10 protein-coding genes are annotated in these 13,367 nt (G+C 74.9%); 4 read left to right on the forward strand and 6 right to left on the reverse strand.

The genetic code is table 11. The features are described 5' to 3' along the window. Positions 1 to 83 precede the first annotated feature (83 nt). The gene (locus tag ACGF5G_RS15805) at positions 84 to 899 is read left to right on the forward strand and encodes a sensor histidine kinase (protein WP_393263329.1); all 816 of its coding nucleotides are present in this window, start codon (positions 84 to 86) and stop codon (positions 897 to 899) included. Between the two features lie 41 nt (positions 900 to 940). Next, on the forward strand, positions 941 to 1,618 hold the full coding sequence (locus tag ACGF5G_RS15810; protein ID WP_393263195.1) for a response regulator: 678 nt from the start codon (positions 941 to 943) through the stop codon (positions 1,616 to 1,618). A gap of 268 nt (positions 1,619 to 1,886) precedes the next feature. Here the strand turns inward: ACGF5G_RS15810 and ACGF5G_RS15815 are convergent, their stop codons facing one another. Both ACGF5G_RS15815 and ACGF5G_RS15820 read right to left on the reverse strand, forming a co-directional pair. Next, positions 1,887 to 3,485: a hypothetical protein gene (locus tag ACGF5G_RS15815; RefSeq protein ID WP_393263197.1), complete on the reverse strand. Its 1,599-nt coding sequence runs from the start codon at positions 3,483 to 3,485 to the stop codon at positions 1,887 to 1,889. Positions 3,486 to 3,531: 46 nt separating this feature from the next. Then, the gene (locus ACGF5G_RS15820) at positions 3,532 to 5,697 is read right to left on the reverse strand and encodes a prolyl oligopeptidase family protein (RefSeq protein WP_393263199.1); all 2,166 of its coding nucleotides are present in this window, start codon (positions 5,695 to 5,697) and stop codon (positions 3,532 to 3,534) included. A 334-nt stretch (positions 5,698 to 6,031) separates the two neighbouring features. On the opposite strand from ACGF5G_RS15820, the gene ACGF5G_RS15825 reads away from it, so the two are divergent. Continuing rightward, the gene (locus ACGF5G_RS15825; protein ID WP_393263201.1) at positions 6,032 to 7,177 is read left to right on the forward strand and encodes a site-2 protease family protein; all 1,146 of its coding nucleotides are present in this window, start codon (positions 6,032 to 6,034) and stop codon (positions 7,175 to 7,177) included. A 94-nt stretch (positions 7,178 to 7,271) separates the two neighbouring features. Here ACGF5G_RS15825 and ACGF5G_RS15830 read toward each other — a convergent pair whose 3' ends face one another. Beyond that, entirely contained in the window at positions 7,272 to 8,513 is a 1,242-nt protein-coding gene (locus tag ACGF5G_RS15830) for an FAD-binding protein (protein WP_393263330.1), read from the reverse strand. A 212-nt stretch (positions 8,514 to 8,725) separates the two neighbouring features. Here ACGF5G_RS15830 and ACGF5G_RS15835 point away from each other — a divergent pair, with 212 nt between their 5' ends. Further along, positions 8,726 to 8,953 carry a hypothetical protein gene (locus ACGF5G_RS15835; RefSeq protein WP_393263202.1) on the forward strand — a complete coding sequence of 76 codons (228 nt, stop codon included), beginning with the start codon at positions 8,726 to 8,728 and terminating at the stop codon, positions 8,951 to 8,953. Positions 8,954 to 9,049: 96 nt separating this feature from the next. On the opposite strand, the gene ACGF5G_RS15840 is transcribed toward ACGF5G_RS15835, so the two are convergent. The 3 genes from ACGF5G_RS15840 to ACGF5G_RS15850 all read right to left on the reverse strand — a co-directional run bounded on the left by ACGF5G_RS15840 (position 9,050) and on the right by ACGF5G_RS15850 (position 13,214). Then, complete coding sequence (locus ACGF5G_RS15840) at positions 9,050 to 9,979, reverse strand: LLM class F420-dependent oxidoreductase (RefSeq protein WP_393263204.1); 930 nt, start codon at positions 9,977 to 9,979, stop codon at positions 9,050 to 9,052. Positions 9,980 to 10,171: 192 nt separating this feature from the next. After that, a complete protein-coding gene (locus ACGF5G_RS15845) occupies positions 10,172 to 10,858 on the reverse strand; it encodes a response regulator (RefSeq protein ID WP_393263206.1) in 687 nt (228 codons plus the stop codon). Between the two features lie 55 nt (positions 10,859 to 10,913). After that, entirely contained in the window at positions 10,914 to 13,214 is a 2,301-nt protein-coding gene (locus ACGF5G_RS15850) for a sensor histidine kinase (protein WP_393263208.1), read from the reverse strand. Positions 13,215 to 13,367: the final 153 nt, after the last annotated feature.

Raw genomic sequence — 13,367 nt, forward strand, 5'->3', positions numbered from 1 at the left:
GGCTGTCATCCCAGGGATGTACCCGGCTGGACACCGGGGATGATGTGGCGCCGATCCGCGTTTGCGAAGATTCTTGGGTGGGATTGGGGGCGGTGTGGCTGGTCGGCGCGCTCGTCGCAGCCTGCGCGACCGCGGTATGGCTCGGTATCGCACTTGGCCGGGCCCGGCGCGAGCACCGTCGGGCGCTGGAGGAGCGGGGCTGGCTCCTTGAACGGGAGCGGGAGAGCGCGGCCCGGACCGCGGTCGACGCCGAACGTGCCCGCATCGCCCGGGAGCTGCACGACATCGTCAGCCACAACGTGAGCCTCATGATCGTGCAGGCCGCCGCCGCACGCGAGGTGCTCGCGACCATGCCCGAGGAGGCCGCAGCGGCGCTGTCGGCAGTGGAAGGCGCCGGAAGGACCACGATGACCGAGCTGCGGCATCTGCTCGGTCTGCTGGCACCCCCGGCGGACGGCGCCGATGGCACGGACGGAGCCGATCTGGCACCGCAGCCCAGCCTGAGCAGGCTCAGCCCATTGATCGACCGAATCGCGTTCGCCGGCCTGCCGGCAGAGGTGCGCATCTCCGGTGAGCCCCGGCCACTGCCGTCCGGGATCGACGTCACCGCATACCGCATCGTCCAAGAGGCACTGACGAACGCGCTGAAGCACGGCGCCGGAGGCAAGGCGGAGGTGACGATCCGCTACGCCGAGCACTCACTGCGGGTGGAGGTGCTCACCACGGGCCCCAGCGTGCTGACGGGCGACCAGCCTGCCCCGCGCGCCGGAGACGGCGCCGGGCGAGGATTGCTGGGGCTGCGACAGCGCGTCGCGGTCTACGGTGGCGATCTCGACGCCCGCCGGCGGCTCGGCGGCGGATACCGGGTCCGCGCCCGCATCCCGGTGGAGCACCCGTGAAGGCCCAGCCCGCCCCTGCCAGGCCGCCCGGGCCGGCGCCCTTGCCCTCGCCGCGTGTGCTCATCGCCGACGACCAGGAGCTGATCCGCACCGGCTTCCGGCTGATCCTCACCGCCCGCGGCATCGACGTGGTCGGCGAGGCCGCTGACGGCGTCGAGGCGGTGGCGGCCGAGCGGCGGCTGCGCCCCGACGTCGTGCTCATGGACATCCGCATGCCGACGATGGACGGGCTCGAGGCAACCCGACGCATCCTGGAGTACGGCCCCCGCTGCCGGGTGCTCATGCTCACCACCTTCGACCTCGACCGCTACGTCTACGCCGCCCTGGCACTTGGCGCCAGCGGCTTCCTCCTGAAGGACGTCACCGCCGACCACCTCGCCGCCGCCGTACGCCTCGTCGACACCGGCGACGCCCTCCTCGCGCCCTCGATAACCCGGCGGCTCGTCCAGCGCTTCGCCGGCGCGGACCGATCGGCCGGCGACGGACCCACCCCCGCCATCCACCGGGATCTCGCCGCGCTGACGCCGCGCGAGCTGGAAGTGCTGACTCTCCTCGGCCGCGGTCTCTCCAACACCGAACTGGCCCAGGCGCTGACCCTGAGCGAGGCGACGGTGAAGACCCACGTGGCGCGGATCTTCGCCAAACTCGCCCTTCGCGACCGTGCGCAGGCGGTCGTCCTGGCCTACGAGACCGGCCTCGTCACGCCCGCCGACACCTGATCATGCCCCGCGCGTGTGGGACGTACGGCGTGGTCGGAAACGGTCGCTATCGGCGGGCCTGCGGGCCTCGATATCAAGGCGGCGCCCGCACCGCCAAGGACGCACAGCGTGCGCGGTGACTGCTGAGTGGCTGCCGAGCGACACGGAGCCACCGTCCTGCACTACGACGGCGACCTTGACCTGATCACCGCGATTACCGGCCAGCCCACGACCTGGGTGGTTCCGGCCGGCACCGCCGACTGACGCGGAGCAGCCACCCTACTCGGCGTCAACCGCCCCCGGTGCAGAGCGGCACGTCGGGGATGGTCTGCGAGCGTTTCACGATGTCCCACAGGAACTCGCTCTCCAGGTCGGCCTTGAACTTGGGCCGGCCGGGAAGGCGATCACCGATGAGCTTCCCCAACTCGCCGTCGATGTTGATGCCCATGCCGAAGCCGCCCTTGATGACCAGGTCGACCCGGGTGCACCGGGCCAGCGGAGCGCCGAACGCCGAGCCGTTGGTCACCCCCGCCGCGAACCGGAACTTCGCGTACGGGCCGGCGGACGCCCCGGGCACCCCGAAGCCCAGCGAGAACTTGAACTCCGGCGCGATCACGAGCCCGCTCGGGCCGAGCGTGATGCCGCTGATCGAGTCCATCATGCTCGTGATGACGCTGAACGTGGGCACCAGCGGCGTGCCCGACTGCATGCCGAGCGCTCCCACCAGCCCCCACTTGCCGGACGCGGTGAGCGTCGAGTTCTTCCCGGTCAGCGCCGTCTCGACGACCAGCTTCACCTTGCCGACCAGCACCATCGGGAGGCCGTTGACCATGATCGGTTTGTTGAAGATCTCGGCCGGTACCTCGAGTTTCACCTTGGAGTTGCTGTCGGTGCCGCCGCCGAGCCCGGCCTGGAGCTTGACCTCCAGCGACTCGAGGCCGTGCAGGGCGACGACCGGGTTGGTGACCATGGTCCCGCCGGTCAGGGCGACGTCCGTGGCCAGCCGCAGCGTCTTGAAGCCGAGGGTGATGTCGGCGCCGAACTTCAGGTGACTGCCTTCCTTGCGGTACACCGAGACGGTCAGCCCCTTGGCGTCGAGCGCCGTCGTCACACCCCAGTCGTTGAGGGCGACGTCCAGCTTCTCCTTGGCCGGCGACGGCAGCTTCTGGTCCGACCCGGCGATCTTCCCGACCGGCTGTTGTGGCACCGTCACGGCGGCGAACCGGTGCGCCGCGGCTCCCGCGCGGAGGCCCGGCTCGCGGACGACGCCCGCGCCGCCGGCCGTGGCGAACACGGTCGTCGACTGCCGCGCGCCCCGGTCGGGCATGCTGACCGGTCGCAGGTCGGTGTCGGCCCGATCCGGGGTCGCGACGGTGCCGGGCAGGTCCGGGATCTCCTGGATGCCGATGCTGTCGGTGCCGATGTCCGCGACGTCGATCGCGGCGTCGACCTTGATCCGGCCGTCGCGGATGACCTCCTGCGGCTGCACCGGCACGAGCGTGACCGCGACGTCGCCGCCGACCCGCTCCTTCGCCGCGACCCGGCCGACCGCCCGCGAGGTCAGGAACATGACCTCACCCACGTCGAGGTCGCCCAGGCCGCGCACGCCGCCGTCGATCGTCCAGACCAACCCGTCGCCGCTCACCGACCGGACGGCCGCCGCGCCGCCGTCGACCACGACCACGTCCGGCTGGTACGTGAACCCGGACGGATCCTTCGCCGGGGACTGGCCGTAGCGGGCCGTCAACTCGGGCGACTCCCCGGCAGTCGAGGTGCCGCCCGGGGTGGACGAGCAGCCGACGAGCGCCACGCAGCAGGTGATCGCGAGCGCGACGCGGGCCCTGGTGGCGCCGCGACCCGGCGCAGCCGGGAACAGTCGAAGCGTCATGCCGCGACGCTAGGCGCTGGCGCGCGCCGCGTAATCGGTCGTTTCCCTATCCTTCGAGCCCCTGATCAGCGGGGACGCTGCTCCCCCGCGTCTGTGAGCTGTCGGCGCCGGATTCTCCGGCCGGACCCACCGTCGGCACGTCGACCGGCGGAAGCTGGCGCGGCAGAGGCTGGCGCGGCTGTCCGGCCAGCTTCCGCCACAGGAACTCACACGTCAGCGCCCAGATGAAGGCGCGCTGCTCGCTGTTCGACGCCGCGCCGTGCCCGCCTTCGACGTTCTCGTAGTAGGACACGTCGTGGCCGTGCTCGCGCAGCCGGGCGGCCATCTTGCGGGCGTGCCCGGGATGCACCCGGTCGTCGCGGGTCGAGGTGATCAGCAGGACCGGCGGGTACGCCGACCCGCCACTGACGTTGTGGTACGGCGAGTATTCCCGCAGGTAGGCCCAGTCGGCCGGCTCGTCCGGGTCGCCGTACTCGGCCATCCACGAGGCGCCGGCCAGCAGCCGGTGGTAGCGCCGCATGTCCAGCACCGGCACGCTCGCGGCGACCGCGCCGAAGAGCGACGGACAGCGGGTCAGCATGACCCCCATGAGCAGCCCGCCGTTGCTGCCGCCCTCGATGCCGAGCTGCGCCGGCGTGGTGATCCCGCGTGTCACCAGCTCGGCCGCCACCGCCGCGAAGTCCTCGTACGCCCGGAGTCGGTTCTCCCGCAGCGCGGCGCGGTGCCACCGCGGGCCGTACTCCCCGCCGCCCCGGATGTTCGCCACCACGTAGGTGCCGCCCCGGGCCAGCCATCCCCGGCCGATGATTCCGCTGTAGTGCGGGGTCTGGGAGATCTCATACCCGCCGTACCCGGTGAGCAGCGTCGGCCCGGCGGGTGCCTGCGGATCCCCCACCACGAAGTACGGCACCCGCGTGCCGTCGGCCGAGGTGGCGAAGAACTGGCGCACCGTCAGGCCCTCCGCGTCGAAGAACGCCGGCTCCCGCTTGAGGGTCTCGACCGGGCCGCCGACGTGGCCGAGCCGAAGCGTCGCCGGCCGGAGGAACCCCTCGGAGGCGAGCAGGTAGGCGTCGCTGTGGTCCGGGTCGGTCCGCACGATCCCGCTGTGGTCGAACTCCGGCACCCCCGCGAGCGGCTCCCGCCGCCACCCCGTCCCGTCCGGCGTCAGCACCTCCAGCCGGCTCCGCACGTCGGTGAGGGTGGCCAGGATCAGGTGGTTGCGCGTCCAGGAGTGGTCGCTCAGCGCCGTGCGGTCGTCCGGTCGGAAGAGCACCGCCAGCTCGCGCTCCCCGGCGAGGAACGCGTCGAACCGGGTCACCAGCAGGGCGCCCGCGGAATGGGTCGTCCCGCCGACCGCCCACGGCGAGCGCAGCCGGATCAGCAGCCACTCCCGGCGTACGTCCCACTGGGCGTCCTCCGGCACGGGGATCCGGATCCGCTCGCCGGCCGCCGTCAGCAGGTAGTTCTCCGTGCGGTAGAAGTCCAGGCTGCGGCCCACGAAGTCGCGCTCGAACCCGGGCGTCGGGTCGTGCGAGGCGTACACGGCGACGTCGTCCGCGGAACCCTCGTAGACGACATCGGCCTCGCTCAGCGGCGTGCCCCGCCGCCACCGTCGGACGGTGCGCGGATGGCCGGAGGCGGTCAGCGAACCGGGCCCGAAGTCGGTGCCGACGTAGACGTGATCCGCGTCGATCCAGCAGACGTCGCTCTTGGCCTCGGGCAGCGTGAAGCCGTCCTCGACGAAGGCACGGCGGGCCAGGTCGAACTCGCGCACCACGACCGCGTCCGCGCCGCCGCGGGACAGGCTGACCAGACAGCGCCGGTAGTCGGGCCGCAGAACCGTCACCCCGCTCCAGACCCAGTTCTCGCCCTCCTCGGCGGCCAACGCGTCGACGTCGAGCAGCACATCCCACTCCGGCTCGGGCCGGCGGTACTCGTCGAGCGTGGTCCGCCGCCACACCCCGCGCGGGTGCGCCGCGTCGGTCCAGAAGCCGTAGTAGAAGCCGTCCCCACGCCACCCGGGATAGGGAATGCGGTCCTCGGCGTCGAGCACCTGCCGTAATTCGGCCCGCAGCGCGGCGAACGCCTCGCCGCCGGTCAACGCGGCGACGGTCTCCGCGTTGCGGTCCCGCACCCACCGGACCGCGTCCGCCCCACCAAGATCTTCCAGCCAGAGGTACGGATCGTCGCTCTCAAGGGTCAGGCCCGCCACCCTCGCAACTATCCCGACGAGCGACCCTCATCCATGCCCAGATGTCGGCATGGCGACTCAAGCCATCCAGGGGTGTGACGTGGGGCCTTCCGCCCCTGTCCCCGGACCGGCGTCGACATCGAGGATCTTCATCCCCTGGGGCACCGGCCCCTTCGGTGCTCAGCACCGGCCCGTCGGCGGCGGCGGGCGACCCGGGGAAGCCGGGGCACCCGCCCAACGCCACCAGAGCGGTCAGAGTTCCTGCACCCAGTACCCGGTGACGTCCATCCAGCCGTTGCCGGCCGCGCCGTACTTTTCAACGCATGGAAGCCCTTTTCGGGGGTAGTCCCGAGGCATGAGGGCGAGTTTCCGGCTCGGCCGGATCGCGGGCGTGCCGGTCGGGGTCAACTGGAGCGTCCTGGTCATCTTCGTGCTGATCGCCTGGGCGCTGTCGGCCAACCAGTTCCCCCGGGCCTACCCGGACCGGCCCGTGGCCGCGTACGTCCTCGCGGGGCTCGCCGCGGCGGTCGTCTTCTTCCTCGGCCTGCTCGCCCACGAGGTCTCCCACGCGATCGTCGCCAAGCGCAACGGGCTGGAGGTCGGCAGCATCACGCTGTGGCTCTTCGGCGGGGTGGCCGAGCTGCGCGGCGAGGCGCCCAACCCGGGCGCGGAGCTGCGCATCTCCGGCGTCGGCCCGCTGGTGAGCCTTCTGATCGGGTTCTTCTTCGGCGCGATCGCGGTGGTGCTCTCCCTGGCCGGGGTCGACGGGCTGCCGCTCGGCGCGCTGGCGTGGCTGGCCGGCATCAACGTGCTGCTGGCGGTCTTCAACGTGCTCCCCGCCGCCCCCCTGGACGGCGGGCGGCTGCTGCGCGCGGCGGTCTGGAAGGCGACCGGCGACCGGACGAAGGCGTCGGTCGTCGCCGCCCGGGCCGGCTGGGTGCTCGGCGCGCTGCTGATCGGCCTGGGGCTGTGGCAGTTCCTGGCCGGGGTCGGCTTCGGCGGGCTGTGGCTGGCCCTGATCGGCTGGTTCCTGATCGGCGCCGCCGGCATGGAGGAGCGGCAGGCCCGGATGGGCAGCGCGCTGCGGGGGATACACGTGGCCGACGTGATGACGCCGCAGCCGCAGACCGCGTCGGGGCAGATGACCGTGGCCGACTTCGTCGACCACTACCTCTTCGCGTACCGGCACACGGCGCTACCGCTGACCGAGGACGACCGGCCCGTCGGCCTGGTCACCCTCGACCGGGTCCGCGGCATCCCGGCGGACCGCCGGGCCGCCACCACGCTGGCCGAGGTGGCCTGCCGCGCCGACGAACTGGTGCTGGCGCGGCCGGAGGAGCCGCTCAACGACCTGCTGCCCCGGCTCAGCGAGTGCGCCGACGGGCGGGCGCTGGTGGTGACCGACGGACGGCTGGTCGGGATCGTCTCGCCGAGCGACATCAGCCGTGCGGTGCAGCGCGGCAGCCTGCGCGAGCAGATGGCCGGCCGACCCGGCGGCTGACCGGAGGAGGCGCCGGCCCGCATCTGAGGCCTGACCGAGGGCGTCGACGCCTGACCAACGGTGTCCGGGGCCGGTACCGACGGCGTCGGGGACGCTAGTCCCGGGGGAGGTAGCGGTCCAGCAGGTCGGTGCGGAACGTGCCGGCCGGGTCGAGCCGGCGCACCAGGTCGAGGAAGTCGGCGTACCGGGGCCAGGCCGCGGCGACCGCCGCCGGGGCGAGCCCGAAGACCTTGCCCCAGTGCGGGCGCGGCGCGAACGGCGCAAGCCGCTGCTCCACCGCCGTCACCACCGGCAACACCGCCGCCGGGTCGGCGATCCAGGTGAAGTGCACGGCGAGGCTGTCCCGCCCGTGGTTCGGGCTGAGCCAGAGCCCGTCGGCCGCCACCGCCCGCAGCTCGCAGACCTGGAGCACCGGCGCGATCAGGTGCGCGACCGGCGCCAACGCGGCCAGCACGGCCGCCCCCGCGCCGCGCGGTACGTGGTACTCCGACTGGAGTTCGTCGCCGCTGCTCGGGGTGAACCCGAGCTGGAAGTGCGGCAGCCGCTCGTGCCACGGCCCGGGCACGCCGAGCTGCGGGGTGCAGTGCTCCGCCGGCATGCCGGGCACCGGATGTCGCGGCGCGTCGGCCGCCGTCGTGCCCAGCCAGTCCGCCGGGGGCGGGGCCGCGTCCGCGCGCTGCTTCAGCCACACCTCCCGCAGCCGCGGCCCCCGGAAGTCGGTGAAGACGCTGACGCTGTACGCCGAGGCGAACGCCGCGTCCAGCGCTTCGGGGGGCAGGCCGAGGCGGACATACTGGCGCAGGTCGTACGCGGGCACCACGTCGAGGGTGAGCCGGGTGACCACGCCCAGCGCGCCGAGCGAGACGACCATCCCGGCGACCGTGTCCCCGTCCGCCGCCCGGTCGACGGTCAGCACATCGCCGTCGGCCGTCACCAGCTCCAGCCCGGCGACGGACGTGGCCAGGTTGCCGACCGTCTCGCCCGAGCCGTGGGTGCCGGTGGCCACCGCCCCGCCCACCGAGATGTGCGGCAGGGAGGCGAGGTTGGCCAGGGCGTACCCCCGCTCGTGCAGCCGGGCGGCAAGGTCCCCGTACCGCATGGCGGCCGGCACGGTGATGGTCCGGCGGTCCGGGTCCAGCGCGACGGTCGCGGGCATCCCGGCCAGCGAGACCAGGTCACCGGCGGTGTCCCCCAGCCGGTTGAAGGAGTGCCCGGTGCCGACCGCCCGGACGCGGTCGCTGCCCGCCACCAGCCGGCGCAGCTCGTCGAGCGACGACGGCCGGTGGCGCCGGCGGGCGGCGTAGCGGACGTTGCCCGCCCAGTTGGCGCCCGGCACCGCCCGGCCGGTCGCGTCGCCGGTCGTACCGCCGGGCGGGGCGGCGTCGCCCCGGGGGCGCGGCGGGCCGTCCGTCCGGGCCGCCCCGGCGCCGTCGAGTTCCACGTCGATCTCCCTGCCCGTGGCCGTGGTCGTCGGGGTGCGTCGCCCGTGGACGGGTGCCCGTCGGTCGGCGACGGTTACCACCGCCGTCGTCGGGGAACCCTACGCCGATGAGCAGCTACCGCGACCCCACCCCGCGGGGCGACGTGTCCCCCTCGCCGGAGGAGGTCGACCCGACCGGTACCGGGCCGGCCCCGTCGAGCGCGCCGCCGGCCGGGGCACACCCGGTGGGCACGACGCCCGGGCCCCGACCGACGCCCGCGCCCCCGCCCGCGCCGCACCCGGTGCCCCATCCAGGGCCGGCGCCCCGGGCCGGGCAGCCGGCCGCGCGGGCCTGACGGCCGCCGGACCGAGGCCGGTCCGAAGCCGCACGGCCCCGTATCGCCTGGACGGCTACCCGGACCGCCGGACGGCTAGCCGGATCGCCGCGCGGCTCAGAGCTGGGGCATCACCTCGGCCGCGACCAGCTCCAGGTGATCCAGGTCGGCCAGGTCGAGCACCTGGAGGTAGAGCCGCTCGCTGCCGGTCTCCGCGTACCGGCCGATCTTGTCGACGACCTCGGCGGGGGTGCCGGCCAGGCCGTTGGCGCGCAGCTCGTCGGGCTCCCGGCCGATGGCGGCGGCCCGCCGGGCCACCTCGGCGTCGTCCCGGCCGCAGCAGAGCACCAGCGCGTTGGACCAGCACAGCTCGGCCGGGTCCCGGCCGGCCTCCGCGCAGGCGTCCCGGACCCGCCCGAACTGGGCGGCCGAGTCCTCGACCGAGGCGAACGGCAGGTTGAACTCGTCGGCGTAGCGGGCGGCCAGGCGGGGCGTCCGCTTCGGGCCCATGCCGCCGAGCAGGATCGGCGGGCGCGGGTCCTGCACCGGCTTCGGCAGGGCCGGCGAGTCGCTGACCGGGTAGTACGTCCCGGCGAAGTCGAACGTCTTGCCCGGCGGCGTCGCCCAGAGCCCGGTGATGACGGCAAGCTGCTCCTCCAGCCGGTCGAAGCGCTCCCCGAGCGACGGGAAGGGGATCCCGTACGCGGTGTGCTCCTCGGCGTACCAGCCGGTGCCGATGCCCAGCTCGACCCGGCCGCCGCTCATCTGGTCGACCTGCGCCACCGTGATGGCCAGCGGGCCGGGCAGCCGGAAGGTGGCGGCGGTCATCAGCGTGCCCAGCCGGATCCGCCGGGTGTCCCGGGCCAGTCCGGCGAGGGTGGTCCACGCGTCCGTCGGGCCGGGGTCGCCGCTCACCGAGCCCATCTTCAGGTAGTGGTCGGAGCGGAAGAAGGCGCCGTAGCCGGCGTCCTCCGCGCAGCGGGCCACGGCGAGCAGGTCGTCGTAGGTCGCGCCCTGCTGGGGTTCGGTGAAGATCCGCAGTTCCATGGCCCGAGCATAGGGAGCCCGCCCGGCCCCCGCCGGAGCTCGCCCCGGTGGCCGCCGCGGGCTGGCACCTCTGCCTCGACGTCGCCGCGCACCTGCTCGACGGCGACCCGGTAGGCCGGTCCGGGGCGCGGAGGCGATGGAGTTCGGCTGGCCGGCCCTGCGCGACGCGTACGCCGTCCGCCTCGACGGGGCTCAGAGCTGACCGAGGCCGGCCTGCCGGGCGCGCTGGATCGCCTGGCCCCGGTCGGCGACCTGGAGCTTCGTGAGCACGTTGGACAGGTGGTTGCGGACGGTCTTCGGGCTGAGCGTCAACCGCCGTGCGATCACCACGTTGCTCAGGCCCTGGGCGACGAGGTCGAGCACCTCGCGCTCCCGGTCGGTCAGCTCGGGAAACGGCACCGGGCCGGCCGCCCGGGCGCCGGCCAGGAAGCCCACCGCCCGGGCGGCGACCGCCGGGCCGAGCAGCACCTCGCCGTTGGCCACCGCCCGGACCGCCCGTTCCACCTCCCCCGGCGCGGCCCCCTTGAGCAGGTAGCCGCGGGCGCCGGCGCGCAGCGCCGCGAAGACGGAGTCGTCGTCGTCCAGCATGGTGACCACGAGCACCCCGATCCCGGGGTGCCGCCCGACGATCTCCCGGGTCGCCTCCACCCCGGACCGGCCGCCCAGGTGCAGGTCCATGACCATGACGTCCGGGCGCAGGGTGTCGGCCACCCGCAGGGCCTCGTCGGCGTCTGCGGCCTCGCCGACCACCCGCAGGCCGGCGGTGCTCGCGAGCAGCGCGGTCATGCCGAGGCGGAAGACCGGATGGTCGTCCACCACCGCGACCCGGATCACCCCGCCGTCCGTCCCGGTCACCGCGCCACCGCCCGTCCCGGTCACCGGGCCACCCCCACCGTCCGGCCCACAGCCAGGCCACCCCCACCATCGGTCCCGGTCACGACGCCGCCCCGACCGTCCGGCCCGCAGCCAGGTCGACGACCGTCCGGTCGCCCGGGCCCGGCGACGCCGCGCCGTCGGGCGTCGACACCACCGACGCTCGGCCTGGGTGCGACGGTGTCGTCGCTGGTCCTGCCTCGCGCGACGACACCGCGACGTGCGATGGGCTCGTCGGGCTCGTGCCGGCGGTGCCCGCGCCCTCCAGCGGCCACGGCGCACGGTCCGGGGGCCGCTCCGCCGGGGCGCGGGTGGGCACGGCGCACCGGTCGGCGGGCACCCGGACGGTGACCAGGGTGCCCCCGGCCGGCCCTGGGCCGACCGCGCACGTCCCGCCCACCCCCTCGGCCCGCTCGCGCATCGACAGCATGCCGACGCCGGGCGGTGCCCCCGGCGGGATCCCGGCCCCGTCGTCGGCGACGGTGAGCGTGAGGCCCGCCTCGTCCACGGTCAGCGCGATGCGGCAGGTCCGGGCGGCGGCGTGCCGGTGCGCGTTGCGCAGCGCCTCGGCCACGATGCCGTACACGGCGGTGGCCACCGGCTCGGGCAGCGGCAGCGGGGCCGCGTCGACCTCGACCAGGAGCGGCGCGCCGTCGTACCGCCGGGCCAGCTCGTGCACGGCCGGCACCAGGCCCCGCTCGCCGAGCACCGGCGGCAGCAGACCCCGGGCGAGGTCGCGGACCTGCTCGACGCTCTGGTCCATCTCGTCGCGCAGCCGGTCCAGCAGCCGGCCGGCCGCGTCCGGGTCGACGGCGAGCAGGTTCCGGGCGGCCTGCACGCCGAGCGCCACCCCGGCCAGCGCCGGCCCGAGGCCGTCGTGCAGGTCCCGGCGCAGCTTGCGCCGCTCGGAGTCGCGGGCCTCGGCCAGCCGGGCCCGGGACGCGGCCAGCGCGCCGCTGGTCGCGGCGAGGCTCGCCGCGGAGGAGACCAGCGGCACCAGGTCGAGCAGCGCGGCCCGGGTGCGCCCGTCCAGCCGCTCCCCCGCCCGGGCCCACGCGGTGAGCCGGCCCACCTCGCGCTCCCCCCGGCGCAGCGGCAGCACCAGCGGCGCGCCGGGCGGCCCGGCCGACTCGGCCCGCGCGGAGCAGCCCTCGGGCCCGTCCACCTCGATGGCGCAGGCGCCGAGACGCAACAGGTCGGTCAGGCTGCGCGCCACCTCGGTGAGCACGTCGGCCGCGTCCCCGGTCGCGCTGATGCGGTGCCCGACGCGGCGCACCACGCGCAGCGGCTCGGCCGCCGCGCCGTGGATCAGCCTGTCCACCCGGCGCTGCACCCGGATCCGGCCCGGCTGCACGCCGATCGCGACCAGCGCCGTGACGAGCGCCCCGGGCACCGCCGGGGTGGCCGGCAGCAGCGCGTCCAGCACCGACACCCCCAGCACGTACGCGGCGACCAGCAGGAACGTCATGAGGAACCAGACCAGGGTGCGGCGGACGGCGATCTCGATGCCCCACAGCCGCTGCCGGAGCACCACCGCCAGCACGGCGGCCGGGAAGAACGCCTGCGAGGCGAGCATCGCGACGGGGGCCGCCTCGTCGGGCACCGGGCGGGCCCAGCCCTCGGGGAGGGCCACCGGCGCGAAGCTCAGGGCGAGCAGCAGCGTGCCGACGGCCAGCCAGCCCAGCCCCACGCGCTCGGCGGGCGCGCCCCGGCGACGGCGGGTGGCGACCCCGGCGGCGGTGAGCAGCCCGAGCGCGGGGACGGCCACCAGCAGGGCCGGCTGCACCCGCTCGATGAACTCCGCCCACCCGGCGCTGGCGATCGGCAGCGGCGCGCCCGACCCGCTCGCGTCCGGGCCGGGCCAGGTGAGCTGGAACGACACGTAGCCGGCGACGACCACGGCGCCGGCCAGTACCGCCGCCCGGGCCGGCCGCGGCAGCCGCCCCTCCCGGACCAGCCAGGGCAGCACCACGATCAGCGAGAGCATCCCCGGTGCCCAGGCCCAGTGCCGGGCCGAGGTGAGCAGCACCGGGTCGGGCAGCCCGGGGTGCACCCCGAGCAGGTCGACGTACTGGGCGCTGAGCGCGGCGAACCCGCCGCCGAGCCCGGTGGCGGCGAGCAGCCAGGCGACCGGGTGGCCCCGGCGCAGCAGGATCAGCCAGGCCACCACGCCGTAGACGGCGCAGTCGGTGAAGTCGACCAGGAAGTAGAGCTGGGACAGCCCCCAGGGCCGGCGGGCGAGCACCCAGCAGACGGCGGTGGCGACGAAGAGCAGCGCACAGCCGACGAGGACGAGCCAGGCGGCGACCGGGTGCCGGCGGTCGCCGTGGGTCACCGCGGGCGGGGGCTGCTGGACCGACATGCCGAGAATCCTGGCAGTCGCGGGGCCGGTTGGTGATCCCCCGACGTTCCAGTGCGAATGTCGGTCCGGCGACAGTCGCCTGGAGTGCGGGCCGGTTCGCCCCGGCCGGGTGGACGTCGCGCGGCGCGGGATGTCCCGGGCATCCGGTGCCGG

The organism is Micromonospora sp. NPDC047730 (genome assembly GCF_043204765.1).
Classification (GTDB): Bacteria; Actinomycetota; Actinomycetes; order Mycobacteriales; family Micromonosporaceae; genus Micromonospora.